The following is a 16,813-nucleotide window of genomic DNA, read 5'->3' on the forward strand; positions in this document are numbered from 1 at the left end:
CAGTTTAATGACCGGCCGCCGATTTGACCCACCCGCGACGGTCCGCGGACCGCGAATATCCCTGTGTCGCCGGTCAGCGATAGGCTCGGCCCTGTTTGAACCCATCCCCGAACGGCGTACGAATTCCTCGCTCTCGAGCGCAACGACGAGCACGACACGTCAGGATCTGCACCGGCTGTCGGGGCCAGCAAGCGGAAGGAACCTGAGTTCGCTGTGACCGAATCAACAATCGCCAAGGACCCGAGCCTGCTCCCCGACGGGTGGACCGACCTCGACTCGCGTGCCGTCGACACCGTCCGGGTGCTGGCCGCCGACGCGGTCCATCCGCCGAGCGCCGGCCACCCCGGCACGGCGATGAGCCTCGCCCCGGTCGCGTACCTGCTGTTCCAGAAGGTGATGCGCCACGACCCGTCCGACACCAACTGGGTCGGCCGGGATCGGTTCGTGCTCAGCGCAGGTCACTCCTGCCTGACCCTCTACATCCAGCTCTACCTCGGCGGATTCGGCCTCGAACTGGACGACATCAAGGCGCTGCGGACCTGGGGTTCGCGGACCCCAGGCCACCCGGAGTACGGCCACACCACCGGCGTCGAGGTGACCACCGGACCGCTCGGCCAGGGCATCGGCAACGCGGTCGGGATGGCGATGGCGGCCCGTCGTGAGCGCGGCCTGCTGGACCCGGATGCGGTCCCCGGTCAGAGCCCGTTCGATCACCAGATCTACTGCATCGCCTCCGACGGCGACATCGAGGAAGGCGTCTCGTCCGAGGCCTCCTCGCTGGCCGGCACCCAGCGGCTGGGCAACCTGACGCTGATCTACGACAACAACCGGATCTCCATCGAGGACGACACCTCGATCGCGCTCAGCGAGGACACCGCCGCCCGCTACGAGGCGTACGGCTGGCACGTCCAGACGGTCGACTGGACCAACAACGGCACCCATTACACCGAAAACGTGAAGGCGCTGCTGGCGGCGATCGAGGCGGCCCGCGCGGTCACCGATCGGCCCAGCTTCATCGACCTGCGGACGATCATCGCCTGGCCCGCGCCGAACAAGCAGAACACCGGCGCCGCGCACGGCTCGGTGCTCGGCGACGACGAGGTCCGGGCGACCAAGGAGGTCATGGGCTTCGACCCGGAGAAGACCTACGAGGTCACCGACGAGGTGCTGGCCCACACCCGCGAACTGGTCCAGCGGGGCAAGGCCGCTCGGGACGAGTGGCAGCAGGCGTTCGACGCCTGGGCCGACGCCAACCCGCGGAGCAAGGAATTCCTGGACCGGCTGCGCAAGCGTGAGCTGACCCCGGGCTGGACCGACGCGCTGCCCAGCTGGGAGGCCGACGAGAAGGGCGTCGCCACCCGTGCCGCCTCCGGCGAGGTGCTGACCAAGCTGGCGCCGGCGCTGCCCGAGCTGTGGGGCGGCTCGGCCGACCTCGCCGGCTCGAACAACACCACCCCGAAGGGCCAGCCGAGCTTCCTGCCGACCGATCGGCAGTCGAAGATGTTCTCCGGTGACCAGTACGGTCGGGTGCTGCACTTCGGCATCCGCGAGCACGGCATGGGCGCGATCATGAACGGCATCGCGGTCTCCAGCGGGCTGCGGGTCTACGGCGGCACCTTCCTCACCTTCAGCGACTACATGCGTCCGTCGGTCCGGCTGGCCGCGCTGATGAAGCTGCCGGTCACCTACGTCTGGACCCACGACTCGATCGGCCTCGGCGAGGACGGTCCGACCCACCAGCCGGTCGAGCATCTGACTGCGTTGCGCGCCATCCCCGGTCTGGACGTGGTCCGGCCGGCCGATGCGAACGAGACAGCGTGGGCGTGGAAGACGATCCTGGAGCACACCGATCGTCCGGCCGGTCTGATCCTGTCCCGGCAGAACCTGCCCACCTTCCCGCGGGAGGCGGACGGCTTTGCCGCCGCGAGTGGAACAGCACGCGGCGGGTACGTGTTGAAGGACAGTGAAGGCGATCCGGAGGTGATCTTGATCGGTACCGGTTCCGAGGTGCAGCTGGCCGTCAAGGCCCAGGAACAGCTCGCCGCCGCCGGTGTCCGGGCCCGGGTGGTCTCGATGCCGTGCGTGGAGTGGTTCTTCGAGCAGGACGAGGCCTACCGCGAGTCGGTGCTGCCGAGCAGCGTCAAGGCACGGGTCAGCGTCGAGGCCGGGATCGGGATGGGCTGGCGTTCGCTGATCGGCGATGCCGGTCGCGCGGTCAGCCTGGAGCACTTCGGTGCCTCCGCGGCTGCCGGTGTGCTGTTCAAGGAGTTCGGCTTCACGCCCGAAAAGGTGGCCGAGGCCGCGCAGGAGAGCATCGCGGCGGCGAAGACCGGTGGCAACCCGACCCATCCGCTGACCAGCGGACCGTCGGGACCGGCCGACACTCTCGACGAGCCCGGCGTGACGATCAGCTGATCGCCCGACCCGCCACACAAGCAAGTCAAGACAAGGGATGAAGGCAGATGAGTGAAGCGCTGAAGGCACTGTCCGACGCAGGTGTGTCGATCTGGCTCGACGACCTCTCGCGGGAGCGGTTGGACTCGGGCAACCTGGAGCAGTTGATCAAGGAACAGCACGTGGTCGGGGTGACCACCAACCCGACCATCTTCGCCAACGCGCTGTCCAAGGGCGAGGCGTACGACCAACAGGTGAAGGGATTGGCGGCGGCCGGCAAGACCACCGCCGAGGCGATCCGGGAGATCACCACCACCGACGTGCGCAACGCGTGTGACGTGTTCACCGACGTCTACAAGGCGACCGACGGGGTGGACGGCCGGGTCTCGATCGAGGTCGAGCCGGGGCTGGCGATGGACACCGACGGCACCATCGACCAGGCCAAGGAGTTGTGGGCCACGGTCGATCGGCCGAACGTGCTGATCAAGATCCCGGCGACCAAGCCGGGGCTGCCGGCGATCACCGCCGCAACCGCTGCGGGGATCAGCGTCAACGTCACGTTGATCTTCGGTCTGGAGCGCTACCAGGGCGTCATGGACGCGTACTTCTCCGGTCTGGAGCAGGCCGCGGACGCGGGCATCGACCTGTCCACCATCCGTTCGGTGGCCTCGTTCTTCGTGTCCCGGGTGGACACCGAGTACGACAAGCGGCTGGACGCGATCGGTTCGGACGAGGCCAAATCGCTGCGCAGCAAGGCGGCGATCGCCAACGCTCGGCTCGCCTACGCCGCCTACCAGGAGGCGTTCAGTTCGGATCGGTGGAAGGCGTTGGAGGCCAAGGGCGCAGGAGTGCAGCGTCCGCTGTGGGCATCCACCGGGGTCAAGGATCCGAACCTGCCGGACACCCTGTACGTGACCGAGCTGGTGGTCGCGAACACGGTGAACACGATGCCGGAGAAGACCCTGAACGCGGTCGCCGATCACGGTGAGATCGCCGGCGACAAGGTCACCGGGACCGCCGACGAGGCGCAGCAGGTGATGGATCGACTGACCGCCGTCGGCATCTCCTACGACGACGTGATCGACATATTGGAGAAGGAGGGCGTGGACAAGTTCGACGTCTCCTGGGGCGAGCTGGAGCAGACCGTGACGGACGCCCTGAAGGCCGCCACCTCGGCCTGACCGCCGGCGACACTCGGGTCGGCGTGATCGGATGCTGACCCGAGTGGCCGCAGGGGCGCGGAGATCACTAGGGTTTCGTGCGGACGACGCAGTCCTCTCCCGTCCGCTCCTTCGAGGAAGACACCCGAGTTGAGTCAGATGTCACGCCCCAATCCGCTGCGCGATCCGCAGGACCGCCGTATCCCCCGGATCGCCGGCCCGTGCGCGCTGGTGATGTTCGGCGTCACCGGTGACCTGGCCAGCAAGAAGTTGATGCCGGCCATCTACGATCTGGCCAACCGCGGTCTGCTGCCGCCCGGTTTCGCGCTGGTCGGATTCGCCCGCCGCGACTGGGACACCGAGGACTTCGCCGAGGTCGTGCACAACGCGGTCAAGGCGAACGCCCGCACCCCGTTCCGGGAAGAGGTCTGGAAGCAGCTCAGCGACGGCATCCGCTTCGTCGCCGGCGAGTTGGACGACGACGCCGCCTTCGACCGGTTGAAGCAGACGATCGACGAGCTCGACGAGTCCCGCGGCACCGGCGGAAACCACGCGTTCTACCTGTCCATCCCGCCCGGCCTGTTCCCCAACGTGGTCGGTCAGTTGCGCAGCCACGGGATGGCAGAACAAGATCATGATCGGTGGAGCCGGGTGGTGATCGAGAAGCCGTTCGGGCACGATCTGAAGTCCGCCCAGGAGCTCAACGACATCGTCTCCACCGCCTTCCCGGCCAGCTCGGTGTTCCGCATCGATCACTATCTGGGCAAGGAAACCGTGCAGAACCTGCTGGCGCTGCGGTTCGCCAACCAGCTGTTCGAGCCGGTGTGGAACAACAACTACGTCGATCATGTCCAGATCACCATGGCCGAGGACATCGGCATCGGTGGCCGGGCCGGCTACTACGACGGCATCGGGGCTGCCCGGGACGTGATCCAGAATCATCTGCTGCAGCTGCTGGCGCTGACCGCGATGGAGGAACCGACCTCCTTCGAGGCCAGTCAGTTGCGGGCCGAGAAGCAGAAGGTGCTCGCGGCTGCTCGGCCGCCGCGTGATCTTGGGTTGCACACCGCTCGCGGCCGCTACACCGCGGCCTGGGCCGGCGGCGAGAAGGTCGGCGGCTACCTGGACGAGCCACGGATTCCGGCGGACTCGACCACTGAGACGTACGCCGCGATCCGGGTCGACATCGACAACCGGCGTTGGGCCGGGGTGCCGTTCTACCTGCGCGCAGGCAAACGGATGCCGCGCCGGGTGACCGAGATCGCGCTCGGTTTCAAGCAGGCGCCGCACCTGCCGTTCGACGAGACCGACACCGCCGAGCTCGGCTACAACGCCTTGGTGATGCGGATCCAGCCGGATGAGGGCGTCACGCTGCGATTCGGCGCCAAGGTGCCGGGCACCCAGATGGAGATCCGCGAGGTGAACATGGACTTCGCGTACGGCGGTTCGTTCACCGAGTCCTCACCGGAGGCGTACGAGCGGTTGATCTTGGACGTGCTGCTCGGCGATCCGCCGCTGTTCCCGCAGCACGAGGAGGTCGAGTTGTCCTGGCGGATCCTGGATCCGATCTTGGACTACTGGGCCTCGCTCGGCACTCCGCCGGACGACTACGAGGCGGGCACCTGGGGCCCGAAGAGCGCCGACGAGATGCTCGCCCGCGATGGTTTTGCCTGGCGCCGGCCGTGATATGAGCAAGGGGGGCGACCCCCTTGAACCCCCGGGCGTGGTCGCCCCGACTGCCGCTGCCGCGGCGCCGTGGCCAAGTCCATAAAAGCTAACGAGGACAGCGAAATCTCATGATCATCACTCTGAGCGACACCACCTCGGCGAAGATCTCCTCCGCCCTGCTGAACGCCCGCCGCAGCGCCGGCAGCCCGGCCTCCGGCATGGTGCTGACCTTGATCATCGTCTCCGACGAGGAGGAGTATCCCGCCGCGCTGGAGTCGGCGATGGCGGCCGGTCGCGAACACCCCTGCCGGATCCTGCTGGTGGTCACCGGCAACGGTCGGCACACCGCCTCGCTGGATGCCGAGGTACGCATCGGTGAGGGCACCTCGGGCGAGGTCGTGGTGGTGCGGATGCGCGGTCCGCTGGCCGATCATCCGGCGTCGGTGATCCGGCCGCTGCTGCTGCCGGACTCCCCTGTCGTGGTGTGGTGGCCGGGCTCGGTGCCGGCCAATCGCGACACCTCCGAAAGCCTGGCCGAGCTGTCCAACCGGCGGATCACCGACGCGGCGGCGGCCAAGCAGCCGCGCCGCGAACTGACCCGGCGGGCCGAGCAGATCACCAGCGGCGACACCGATCTGGCCTGGACCCGGCTGACCACCTGGCGGACGCTGCTGGCCGCCGCGCTGGACCAGTTCCCGGCCCGGATCACCGCGGTCACGGTCGAGTCCGAACGCGGCAATCCGTCCTCGGAGCTGCTGGCCGCCTGGCTTGAGTCCCGGCTGAAGCTGCCGGTCCGGCTGATCACCAGCGCCGGCCCGGGGCTGACCGCGGTCCGGATGGCGACCGCCGCCGGCGACATCGCCATCACCCGGCCGGACGGCCTGCTGGCCGCGTACGCGATCCCAGGCCAGCCGGAGCGGATGGTCGCGCTGAAGCGGCGGCCGACCTCGGAGCTGATCGCCGAGGAACTGCGCCGGATGGACCACGACGTCGTGTACGAGGAAACGCTGCGCGCCTTCCTCACCCGTCGTGCCGGCAAGCGCACCGCCAAGAAGACGCCAACGAAACGAACCACCGCCGCGCGAACCGCAACGAAACGAACCACCGCCGCGCGAACCGCAACCAAGCGAACCACCGCCGCGCGAACCGCAACCAAGGGCCCTGAGCTTGTCGAAGGGCCGGCACGCAAGCGCACCGCAAAGTCGGCAACAGCGAAGAAATCCCCGGCCAAGAAGACAGCGGCGAAGAAGACAGCGGCGAAGAAGACAGCGGCGAAGAAGACTGCGGCGAAGAAGACTGCGGCCAAGACGGCCATCCGAAAGGCCACACGATGAGCGGGCCGGAGTTCCTGATCCATCCTGACGCGAACGCCGTTGCGGAGGCGATTGCCGAGCGTCTGCTGACCCGACTGACCGAACTCCAGCAACAGCACGCCGATCGTACGATCAACGTCGGTCTGACCGGTGGCCGGATCGCCACCCGCGCCTACCAACGGCTCGCGGCCGACGGGCCGGGCAGCGAGGTGGACTGGTCCAGGGTCGGCTTGTGGTGGGGTGACGAGCGGTTCGTCGCCGCCGATTCCGGTGATCGCAACGACCGCGGAGCACTGGCCGCGCTACAGCCGACGCTGGGTCTGGACGAGTCGCAGATCCACCGGATGCCGGCCGACGACGGCGTGCTGGCGCTGGACGATGCGGCCGAGGTCTACGCCGGCGAGTTCGGCGACACGGTGCTGGACATCTGCCTGCTGGGGGTGGGGCCGGACGGCCACATCGCGTCGGTGTTCCCCGATCACCCGTCGTTCGAACGGTCGCTGTCCGCGACCTCCGACGTAATCCCTGTACGCGATTCCCCCAAGCCGCCACCGCTGCGGATCAGCCTGACCCACCCGGCAATCAATCGCTCCGCCGAGGTCTGGTTCACCGTCTCCGGCGCCGACAAGGCCGACGCCGTCGGCTGGGCGACAACCGGCAGCAAACCGGTCCCCGCCGGCCAAGCTCACGGCACCGAGCGCACCCTCTGGCTGCTGGACGAGGCAGCCGCCGCCAAGTTGAACCACTGATCGGGATTTCATCCGATCCGTCGGACCTCTTGTGGCCAGCCGCACGCCTCGGCGAGCTTTCCCGCCCACATCTTCGCCACGCCGACATCTGCGACGTCGATGATGGTCAAGCCGCCCAGCGACTCCTTGCCTGCGACGTACGGCCCATCACTGATCAGAAGCGTGCCGCTCGTGGCGTCGGCGCTGAACACCCGATCAACGTCCTCGTCCAGCCCACCGGCGAACACATAAACACCCGCGTCCTTCATCTCCGCCACCACCGCCTTGGCGAGCGGTCCGCGGCTGATGAACCACTCCTCGCTGTGGTCGCCCGCCCACTGCTGGTTGAAATAGACGATGTACTGCGTCATGACTGTCTCCTAAGCCCAGCGGCGGACACGTTGCCGCCGTCGACACCTCAACGAACCGAACCCGACGGATACGACACGATCGTCCTAACCACGCGCTCCCACTGGACATGGGGCCGAATCCGTTGTGGCAGCCTCAGGCACTCGGTCTCGTACACGTGACCGGCCGCAAGCCGGGTGCGTCGAGCCGTGTGGCGAGACCGCACCAACTCCTGATTCGTGTAGGGATGGGGCATGACTGACGATGACGAGCTGCGCCTGCACCGATGGGAGTCGCACGCCGATCTTCCGTTGACCGTGGTGGCTCTGGTGTTCCTGGTCGCCTACGCGGTCCCGATCCTGGACGATCACCTCTCGCCGAAATGGGACCGCGCATATGACGTGGCTACGTGGGCATCGTGGCTGGCCTTTGCCATCGACTATGTGGTGCGCCTTTGCCTGGCGCGGCACCGCGCGGCGTTCGTACGAAGCAACCTGCTGGACCTGGCCGTGGTGGTGCTGCCGATGCTGCGTCCGCTGCGGCTGCTGCGGGTGTTGGCCCTGGTCGACATCCTGAACCGTCGCGCCGGGTCGTCGCTGCGCGGGCGGGTCGGCGTGTACGTGGCCGGCTCGATGGTGTTGGTGCTGTTCGTCGGGTCTCTGGCCGTCCTGGACGCCGAACGGCACGCTCCCGGATCCAACATCCACACGTCCGGTCAAGCACTGTGGTGGTCCATCGTCACCGTCAGCACGGTCGGATACGGCGACTTCTATCCCGTCAGCACGACCGGGCGCCTGGTCGGAGTGGGAATGATGATCTCGGGGATCGCCCTCCTGGGTGTGGTCACCGCCTCCGTCGCCAGCTGGCTGGTCGATCGCGTACGTCAGGTCGAACAGGGCGCGCAGGCCGCCACTCGGGCGGACGTGGCCAAGCTGGCTGCCAAGATCGACTCCCTCGAACGTCTGCTCGCCCAACGCGACGCACCCAAGGCCTGAACCGTCATCGTCGTCGGATGCCTCCTGGCGCCCGAATGATCTAGACGAAGAAGAAGAGGTGGCGACCTCGGTGGAGAAGGATTGTCGGTGGGCTTCTTTAGAATCAATGACATGTTCGAATCCGAGGTGGCGGGGCTGGACCTGGCCGGTACGGCCGAGGCGTTCGGCTTCGTTGCCCGGGAGAAACTCCGGGTCGGTTGTGAGCAGTTGCTGCTGGCCGCCCATTGGGCCGACCTGCACCCACCGGTAGGCCTGCTACCCGCCTCGGCCGGGGCGGGCCGGCTGGTCGGTGAACGCGCAATGTGTTTCGGCGCCGCCGGCACTCCGCTGGTGGGCGAGTTCGCTCCGGCCGAACTGGCGCCGCTGATCCAGGGCAGCATCGGGCAGGCCCGCAGCCTGATCGCCGACGCGACCGACCTGCGCCAGCGTTTCACCCGGATCTGGGCACTGGTCCGCCGCGGCCTGGTCGCCGACTGGGCGGTCCGGTTGATCGCCCGCAGCTGCCGCGACCTGTCGCCGGGGCAGGCCGGCGCGGTGGATCGGATGCTGTCCGGGGACCTGATCGCGGTCGGCCGCCGGCGACTGGAACATCTCCTCGATGCGGCGATGCTGCGGGTGGACGGGGAACGGATCGCGACGTTGATCGCCGAGGGCCGCCGGTCCCGGTTCGTGCGGGTCGGGCAGGCAGGAGAGCACGGCATCAAAACCGTGTATGCCCGACTGGATGCCGCCGAGGCGATCCGGCTGGACGCGATGGTGAACCGGGTCGCCGACATCCTCGCCGGCGCCGATCGCTGCCGGATGGCCGGAGTACCGACCCGCGACGCCAAAACCCGAGACGAGTGGCGTGCGGTCGCGTTCAGCCTGCTGGGCACCAACCCGGTCCGGGCCGCCCAACTGTTGATCGAACACGAACAACCCGACCTGTTCGACGCGCTGGCCGAGCTGCAACAGCCACCGCTGCGCTACGACCCCAACCGGAACGACATCCAACCCGACCACTTCCCGATCAACGACCCCGACGGTGCACCGTTCGACCCCGATCGGGAGCCGCCGGTCGAGGAATCCCTGCTACCGCCCGATCCCGAATCCGAGTACGAGCCGACGGATGCCGAGCAGTGGCAGCCGCGCAGCAACGGTCCGCGCCAGGACCAGGCGACCGACCATGATCATCTCAGCGTCGAAGAACTCGGCGGCAGCCAGGATCAGCCGCACCCCGCACGTGATCATGACCCGGCAGGGCCCGCGGATGATCATCATCGGCCCACGGGTGACCATCAGTCGGCAGCGCCCGCGCGTGATCATGATCATGGTCGTGAGCAGCAGGAACACTCGGCGTCGTCGGCTGATTGGCTGAATCCGTTTCTGCGGCAGGAATACCGGCAAGAAGCACTCCGGCAACTGTTACGGCACCTCGACCCCGCCCGGCTGGTCTCCCCCGCGATGCTGCACGTGCACTACTACCCCGACGACACCACGCCGATCGCCCGGGTCGAAGAACTCGGACCGGCCAGCCTGCACCAGGTCCGACACTGGCTGGACGACTGCCGGATCAACCTGCTACCGGTGCTCGACCTGAACACCATCCCCGCCGTCGACGCCTACGAGGTCCCACCCAGGCTCCGCGAGGCGGTGTTCTGCCGCAACCCGGCCAGCCTTTACCCCTACTCGACCACCATCGGCCGCACCACGGATCTGGACCACACCAACCCCTACCGGCGGCGGCCCGACCGCAGCCCGGCCGAACCCGGCCAAACCGCCCTCGGCAAACTCGCACCCCTCGCAAGGCCCGAACACCGATACAAAACCCACGGCCGGATCTCGGTCCGACAACCCGTGCCAGGCACCCTCGTCTGGCTCACCCGCTACGGCCAAGTACTGATCACCAGCGCCGCCGGCACCCAAGACCTCGGCACCACCCACTTCGCCCGAGCCGTCTGGCACGCCGCCCAACCCAACGGCGCCCACACCACCGCCGCCTAACCCTGCCCCGGCCACATGAGCAGGGTCTGTCAAGTTTTCGGTGTAACTGATTTTTGATCTTGTTAGTTGCGTCCGGCGGATAGGCGTCCGTCGAAGGTGATGTCGAAGGCGTTGAGTGCTGCCTTCCATCGGTTGGTCCAGCGTTTGCGTCCTCGGCCGGTCGGATCGAGACTCATGATCGCCAGGTACAGGCACTTCAGCGCTGCCTGCTCGGTGGGGAAATGACCGCGGGCATTGACCGCTCGCCGGAGTCGGGCGTTGATCGACTCGATCGCATTCGTCGTGCAGATCACGGTGCGGATTTCGCGGTCGAACTGCAGGAATGGGACGAACTCTGCCCAAGCGTTGGTCCACAGCCGGATGATCGCCGGGTAACGCTTCTCCCACTTGGAGCTGAAGTCGGCGAACCGGTCCAGCGCTTCGGCCTCGGAGGCGGCGGTATACACCGGTTTCAGGTCCTTGGCGACCGACCCCCAGTCCTTCTTCGAGGCGTATTTGAACGAGTTCCGCAGCAGATGCACGATGCAGGTCTGCACGATCGTCTTGTCCCACACCGCCGACACCGCGTCAGGGAGTCCGGTCAGCCCGTCGCAGACCAGCATGCACACATCGTTGGTGCCACGATTCTTGATCTCGGTCAGCACTCGCAGCCAGTACTTGGCACCTTCCCCGTCGCCGTGCTCACCGGCCCACAGGCCGAGCACGTCACGCTCACCGTCGGCGGTGACACCCAGGGCCAGGTAGATCGGCCGGTTGCAGACCTCACCCTCCCGGATCTTGACCTGGATCGCGTCGATGAACAGCACCGCATACACCGGGTCCAACGGACGAGACTGCCAGGCGGCCAGCCCCTCCATCACCCGGTCGGTGATCGTCGAGATCGTCTGTTTCGACACCTCCGCCCCATACACCTCGGCGAGGTGCGCCGAAATCTCCCCGGTCGTGAGTCCCTTCGCCGACAGCGAGATCACTAGGTCCTCCACCCCAGACAGTCGCCGCTGCCGCTTCGCCACGATCGTCGGCTCGAAACTGCCGTCCCGGTCCCGCGGCACCGAAACATCAACCGGCCCGGCTTCGGTCAACAGCGTCTTGGCCCGGTAGCCGTTGCGGGAGTTACCGCCGTCCCGGCCGACCGGATCATGCTTGGCATACCCCAGGTGATCATCCATCTCACCCTCCAGGGCGCCCTCGACGATCATCTTCGTCAGCCGGCCCAGCAAGCCGCCCTGACCGGTCAGCTGCAACCCGTTGGCCCGGGCCCGATCGGTCAGCTCGCGCACCAGCTGCTGATCGCTGGCCGACAGCTCCTGCCCGTCAGCAGCAGCCACATCCCTACTCGTCACGTCAGTCACAGGTGTCTCCTTCGTCTCAGGAGTTACACCGTTAAAATTACAGTCCCCATGAGCACCTCGGGCCGCGTGTGAAGCGCCACGGGTTTCGGGCCGGTCGGTTATGGGTGGGCCGGCTCCGGTTGGAGCAGGTTCAGTAGGTGATCGTAGTGGGCTTCCTCGTACTCGGCAGGGGTGAGGTAGCCCAGGCTGGAGTGGAGCCGGTCGTGGTTCCACCAGTCGACCCATTCGGCGGTGGCGTATTCGACGTCGAGCAGGGTTTTGATGGGCCCTTCGGGTCTGATGCATTCGTTCTTGTAGAGTCCGTTGATCGACTCCATCAGGGCATTGTCGTAGGAGTCTCCGACGCTACCGGTAGAGGGCCGGATTCCGTTGTGGGTAAGGGATTCGCCGAACCGGATCGACGTGTACTGGCTGCCCTTGTCACTGTGATGGACGAGCTGGTCGGCGATCGGATGCCCCTGGTGGTCACGCTGCCAGACCGCCATCGCCAGGGCGTCGCGGACCAACCGGTCGCCCATCGTGGTGGCGACTGCCCAGCCGAGGATGCGTTGGGAGAACACGTCCACGACGAAGGCGGTGTAGCACCAGCCGGACCAGGTCGACACGTAGGTGATGTCGGCGATCCAGACTTGATCGGGCACCGCTGCGGTGAAGTTGCGGTTCAACAGGTCGGTGGCGGCTGGGCGCTTGGGGTCGCGGATGGTGGTGGTCTTCTGCTTGCCTCGGCGCAGCCCGTTGAGGCCTTCCTGGCGCATCAGCCGGTCGACCTGGCAGTAGGGCACGTCCAGGCCCTGGCGGCGTAGCCAGCGGGTCATTTTCCGGCGGCCGTAGAACCGTTCCTTCGGTGGCCGGCCGGTGACCGGGTCGGGCCGGCGGGTGGCCAGCAGCGCCTCGACCACGACCGCATCGTCCAGGTCACGGTCGGCCGGTGGCCGGGTCCTGGCCTTGCGGTAGGCTCGTTCGCTGAACCTGATCCCGAACTCGAGTAATACCCTGCAGATAAGGAAGATCCGGTGACCGCATCGACGTTGCGCGTCGATGAACTCGACGATCATCGGCGTCGGGGGTCGAGTTCCCCCGCGAAGAAAACCGATGCTGCTTTCAAGATTTCGTTGGCCTCGCGCAGCTCACGGTTCTCCCGCTCCAGCTCCTTGATCCGGGCCCTCTCCACACTCGTGGTGCCCGGCTGCTCGCCGGCATCGATCTGGGCCTGTTGCACCCACCGGCGCAGCGATTCCACTCCGACTCCGACCTTCGGCGCGATCGCTTTGCACGCCAGATACGGGCTGTCGTACTCGTCTAAATGATCTTGGACCATCCGCACTGCACGGTCCCGCTGCTGCTTCGGATACTGCTTCGGCATGACAACCGATCCTCTCGAAAAGGACCGGCCCTAAAGCCGCGACACTCCAGTGAGACCAGCATGCCCGCATTGGGAGTGGGATCCAGGTCCCCAGCCAGCGGGTCAGCCCTTCGACAAGCTCAGCGACGTCGTGGTCGGGTGATCACGACCGGCTGCGGCGCGACTTCTGGGGCGCCACCGTCGTCCGCATGACGCAGTTCTTGGTGCCCTTGGGGCGGATGTAGTCGAAACCGGTGCGTTCGTAGAGCGCGCGCGTGCCGTCGTAGAGCACTGCGACGCGTTGGCCGGAGTTGTCGTGCGGATAGCCCTCGACGACGCCGCCACCCGCGTTCGCGATCAACTCCAGGGCGCCTTGCAGCGCCACCGCCGCCAGACCTCGATGCCGATACCGCTTGTCGACGAAGATGCAGGTGATCCGGTAGTCGGGCAGCAGGTCCGCCTCGGCCTCGTACTGCTTGCGGTGATAGATGTTCGGCAACTCGGAGGGCGGGCCGTACTGGCACCAGGCGATCGCGGTATCGCCGTCCATCACCAGCGCCGCGTGCGCCCGGTCCTCGGTGACCAGCCGCTTCTTCAGCTCGCAGTTCTTGCCCGAATCACGTTCCTTCTCCGACGCCATCGTGTGGAACCAGGTGCACCAACAGCCGCCGAACACGCCGTTGTGCCGCTCGACCAGGCCGGCGAAGGCGTCCCAACTCCCCGCGTCGAGAGGTTGTATCGTCCAGGTCTCCGTCATCGTTGACTCAGCCATGCGGTCACGTTACGGCGGGATCGGGACATTCTTCGTCCGGTTCAGCACGAGGAGCTGCGGCATCACATGACATCGGATCCGACAATCACCGGGGTCAGGTCGGCCGAGTTGCCGACCCACTATCCGCGTACGGTCGGCCGCAACGCCCGACTGGGCAGCCACGGCGACGGCGGCACGTCCGCCATCGCGATCATCGACACCGATTCAGGTCAGTCCGGTTGGGGGCTGATCGAGCAGGCCGTCTCGGCGACCATGATCGACGACGTGGTCGGCCGTCCGCTGTCGGAGCTGATCGACCCGAACCACGGCGTACGAGCTGATCGGCACTGCTGGCTCGACGCACCGCTGCACGATCTTCTCGGCGTGGTGCTCGACCTGCCGGTGTACGCGATCCTCGGCGGCCGTGGCAGCACCGCCGTCGAGGTGTACGACGGTGCCATCTACTTCGATGATCTTGATCCGGAGTCCGCGCCGCGCGGTACGGAGGCAGTGCTGGCCAACTGCCGGGCCGACCGGAAGCTCGGCTATCGCGACTTCAAGATCAAGATCGGGCGCGGCAACCGCTGGCGCGATCGCGACGCCGGCGATCGCCGCGACGTCGAGATCACCCGGCTGGTCCGGGATGCCTACCCGGACACGCGAATCCTCGTGGATGCCAACGACGGTTACGATCTGACCGGATTCCAGCGCTACCTGGATGCGGTGGCCGACGTCGGCCTGTACTGGGTCGAGGAGCCCTTTGCCGACGACGCGGACGATCTTGCTCAACTGCGCGATCATCTGAACGAGATCAGTCCACAGACCTTGATCGCCGAGGGAGAGACCGACCCGGATCTCGACGAGCTGCTGCCGATCGCCGCGGCGGGACACATCGACGTGCTGCTGATGGACGTGATGTCCTTCGGCATCTCCCGGTGGCGACGCACCATGGCCGAGTTGATCAAGCACGGCGTGGTCGGCTCCCCACATGCTTGGGGCCGTCCGCTGAAGACCGTCTATGCCGCACACCTGGCCGCGGGCCTCGGCAACATCCCCGTCGTGGAGGGTGTGCCCGGCAGCACCGAGCGGGTCGACCTCGGCTCACATGTGTTCGCCGACGGCATCCTGACCCTGTCCGACCGGCCGGGCTTCGGATTGTCGCTGCTCGCCGGCTGATCCGGACCTGGCAAAGCGGCTGACTTTGCGCGCGGACGCCCCGAAGTGCGTACGCTGCCAGACGTGACCGATGCGGGTCGGCACGTCTCAGCGCGGCTGCCGGCCGGTGTCTACCTGGCCGGGGCCTTGTTGGTCGTGCTGCTGATGATCTTCGCCGGTCGGTACGGCTTCCACCGCGACGAGTACTACTTCATCGAGGGCGGCCACCACCTCGCCTGGGCACAGCCGGACAATCCGGAGTTGATTCCGCTGCTGGCCGCCGGCTGGCATTGGCTGGTCGGCGGCAACTTGTGGGGCTTCCGGATCCTGCCGGCGCTCGCGGTCGGCGTCTTCAGCGTGATCGGTGGCCTCAGCGCGCGAGAGCTGGGCGGTGAACCCAAGCACCAGGTCGCAGCTGCGATCGCCACCGCGCTGACCGGGATCGCCTCCGGCACCGGACATCTGTTCTCCACCACCACCTTCGACATGACGGTGACCGCCGCTGCCGTCTGGTTGTTGATCAGGGCCGTACGAGACGGACGTTGGGTCAGCTGGCTCGCTCTCGGCATCACCGCCGGCATCGCCTCCGAGATCAAGATCATCATCTTCGCGGTGATCGGCACCGCCCTGCTCGGCTTGTTGATCATGGGACCGCGGCAGGTCTTCCGTGGGCCGAAGCTGTGGGTCGCCGCACTGATCACCGTCGTGCTGGCCGCACCGAATCTGATCTGGCAGTCGGTGCACGGCTGGCCACAGCGGCAGATCGCCGACAACATCGCCGCCGGCGGTTCGACCTCGTCCTCGAGTCGGCTGGGACTGCTTCCGAACATCCTGCTCACCACCGGGCCGGTGATCTGCGTGGTGATGATCATCGGCGTGGTGTGGCTGCTGCGCGGGACCCGGCGCCGTGAGGTCGGCTGGTTGTCGGTCGGCTTCCTGTTGTTGGTGATCTTGGACGTGATCGGCGGTGGCAAGGCCTACTACCCTGCCGGCTACCTGCCCGCGATGATGGCGGCGGGCGCGATCCCCTTGCTGGATTGGACTTTGCGGCGCACCTGGCGGCGGGTGCTGGTGATCACGCTGGCCGCGCTGTCCGCGGTCGCCACCACGCTGCTGACCATGCCGGTCGCGCCGATCGGCAGCACGTTGTTCAAGGTCGGCGTCGCGGTGAACCCGGACTCCGCCGAGACCGTGGGCTGGAACGGCTACATCCACACGATCGCGGATGTCGCGAGCGGGCTGCCCGCGGCCGAGCGGGCGCGTACGGTGATCATCACGGGCAACTACGGCGAGGCCGGCGCCCTGGCCCGGGCGCGCCGGATGCACACGCCGGACGGGCTCCGGCTACCGCCGGTCTACTCCGGGCACAACGCGTTCTGGTACTGGGGTCCACCGCCGTCCGACGCGACGAACGTGATCTTGGTCGGCTACTTCGAGCCGTCCCAGCCCACCTCCTGGTTCGACCGCTGCCGGCAGGTGACCACGTTGGTCAGCCCGGCCGGGGTGGACAATCAGGAAGCCGGCGCCCCGGTCCGGATCTGCTCCGGTCCGAGGCAACCGTGGCCACGACTCTGGCCACGGATGGCAGAACTGGGCTGAGATCCCGCCCCGTTCGGTCTGATGA

The 16,813-nt window shown here is 67.1% G+C and carries 13 protein-coding genes; 9 read left to right on the forward strand and 4 right to left on the reverse strand.

Annotation, left to right across the window (positions count from 1 at the left end; translation table 11 throughout):
- Positions 1–213 precede the first annotated feature (213 nt).
- From tkt to pgl, 5 genes are all read left to right on the forward strand, one after another.
- The gene (gene tkt, locus FOE78_RS17755) at positions 214–2,415 is read left to right on the forward strand and encodes a transketolase (RefSeq protein WP_210414653.1); all 2,202 of its coding nucleotides are present in this window, start codon (positions 214–216) and stop codon (positions 2,413–2,415) included.
- A gap of 47 nt (positions 2,416–2,462) precedes the next feature.
- On the forward strand, positions 2,463–3,575 hold the full coding sequence (gene tal / locus FOE78_RS17760) for a transaldolase (RefSeq protein WP_143987472.1): 1,113 nt from the start codon (positions 2,463–2,465) through the stop codon (positions 3,573–3,575).
- 138 nt (positions 3,576–3,713) lie between these two features.
- Positions 3,714–5,240: a glucose-6-phosphate dehydrogenase gene (gene zwf, locus FOE78_RS17765; protein ID WP_143987473.1), complete on the forward strand. Its 1,527-nt coding sequence runs from the start codon at positions 3,714–3,716 to the stop codon at positions 5,238–5,240.
- Between the two features lie 110 nt (positions 5,241–5,350).
- Entirely contained in the window at positions 5,351–6,556 is a 1,206-nt protein-coding gene (locus tag FOE78_RS17770) for a glucose-6-phosphate dehydrogenase assembly protein OpcA (RefSeq protein ID WP_143987474.1), read from the forward strand.
- A complete protein-coding gene (gene pgl, locus FOE78_RS17775; protein WP_143987475.1) occupies positions 6,553–7,284 on the forward strand; it encodes a 6-phosphogluconolactonase in 732 nt (243 codons plus the stop codon). Before FOE78_RS17770 ends, pgl begins: the two co-directional genes overlap by 4 nt.
- An 8-nt stretch (positions 7,285–7,292) precedes the next feature.
- On the opposite strand, the gene FOE78_RS17780 is transcribed toward pgl, so the two are convergent.
- Positions 7,293–7,634: a YciI family protein gene (locus tag FOE78_RS17780; RefSeq protein ID WP_143987476.1), complete on the reverse strand. Its 342-nt coding sequence runs from the start codon at positions 7,632–7,634 to the stop codon at positions 7,293–7,295.
- A gap of 231 nt (positions 7,635–7,865) precedes the next feature.
- On the opposite strand from FOE78_RS17780, the gene FOE78_RS17785 reads away from it, so the two are divergent.
- Positions 7,866–8,606: a potassium channel family protein gene (locus FOE78_RS17785; RefSeq protein WP_143987477.1), complete on the forward strand. Its 741-nt coding sequence runs from the start codon at positions 7,866–7,868 to the stop codon at positions 8,604–8,606.
- Positions 8,607–8,717: 111 nt separating this feature from the next.
- Entirely contained in the window at positions 8,718–10,589 is a 1,872-nt protein-coding gene (locus FOE78_RS17790) for a DUF222 domain-containing protein (RefSeq protein ID WP_143987478.1), read from the forward strand.
- 62 nt (positions 10,590–10,651) lie between these two features.
- Here FOE78_RS17790 and FOE78_RS17795 read toward each other — a convergent pair whose 3' ends face one another.
- From FOE78_RS17795 to FOE78_RS17805, 3 genes are all read right to left on the reverse strand, one after another.
- A complete protein-coding gene (locus FOE78_RS17795) occupies positions 10,652–11,893 on the reverse strand; it encodes an IS256 family transposase (RefSeq protein ID WP_168207653.1) in 1,242 nt (413 codons plus the stop codon).
- 146 nt (positions 11,894–12,039) lie between these two features.
- Positions 12,040–13,304, reverse strand: a protein-coding gene (locus tag FOE78_RS17800; RefSeq protein WP_143987479.1) for an IS3 family transposase whose coding sequence is annotated in 2 segments (ribosomal slippage) — positions 12,040–13,031 and positions 13,031–13,304 — 1,266 coding nt in all. Because the reading frame shifts where the segments join, the coding sequence is not laid out codon by codon here.
- Between the two features lie 142 nt (positions 13,305–13,446).
- Complete coding sequence (locus tag FOE78_RS17805) at positions 13,447–14,055, reverse strand: GNAT family N-acetyltransferase (RefSeq protein ID WP_168207572.1); 609 nt, start codon at positions 14,053–14,055, stop codon at positions 13,447–13,449.
- Positions 14,056–14,121: 66 nt separating this feature from the next.
- On the opposite strand from FOE78_RS17805, the gene FOE78_RS17810 reads away from it, so the two are divergent.
- Positions 14,122–15,210, forward strand: a complete 1,089-nt coding sequence (locus tag FOE78_RS17810) for a mandelate racemase/muconate lactonizing enzyme family protein (protein WP_143987480.1) — start codon at positions 14,122–14,124, stop codon at positions 15,208–15,210.
- 63 nt (positions 15,211–15,273) lie between these two features.
- On the forward strand, positions 15,274–16,788 hold the full coding sequence (locus FOE78_RS17815) for a glycosyltransferase family 39 protein (protein ID WP_143987481.1): 1,515 nt from the start codon (positions 15,274–15,276) through the stop codon (positions 16,786–16,788).
- Positions 16,789–16,813: the final 25 nt, after the last annotated feature.

It is taken from the genome of Microlunatus elymi, from assembly GCF_007362775.1.
Classification (GTDB): Bacteria; Actinomycetota; Actinomycetes; order Propionibacteriales; family Propionibacteriaceae; genus Microlunatus; species Microlunatus elymi.

Coding starts and splice junctions, on each gene's coding strand:
- tal (WP_143987472.1), top strand. CDS start 2,463: ATGAGTGAAGCGCTGAAGGCACTGTCCGACGCAGGTGTGTCGATCTGG.
- zwf (WP_143987473.1), top strand. CDS start 3,714: ATGTCACGCCCCAATCCGCTGCGCGATCCGCAGGACCGCCGTATCCCC.
- FOE78_RS17770 (WP_143987474.1), top strand. CDS start 5,351: ATGATCATCACTCTGAGCGACACCACCTCGGCGAAGATCTCCTCCGCC.
- pgl (WP_143987475.1), top strand. CDS start 6,553: ATGAGCGGGCCGGAGTTCCTGATCCATCCTGACGCGAACGCCGTTGCG.
- FOE78_RS17780 (WP_143987476.1), bottom strand. CDS start 7,634: ATGACGCAGTACATCGTCTATTTCAACCAGCAGTGGGCGGGCGACCAC.
- FOE78_RS17785 (WP_143987477.1), top strand. CDS start 7,866: ATGACTGACGATGACGAGCTGCGCCTGCACCGATGGGAGTCGCACGCC.
- FOE78_RS17790 (WP_143987478.1), top strand. CDS start 8,718: ATGTTCGAATCCGAGGTGGCGGGGCTGGACCTGGCCGGTACGGCCGAG.
- FOE78_RS17805 (WP_168207572.1), bottom strand. CDS start 14,055: ATGGCTGAGTCAACGATGACGGAGACCTGGACGATACAACCTCTCGAC.
- FOE78_RS17810 (WP_143987480.1), top strand. CDS start 14,122: ATGACATCGGATCCGACAATCACCGGGGTCAGGTCGGCCGAGTTGCCG.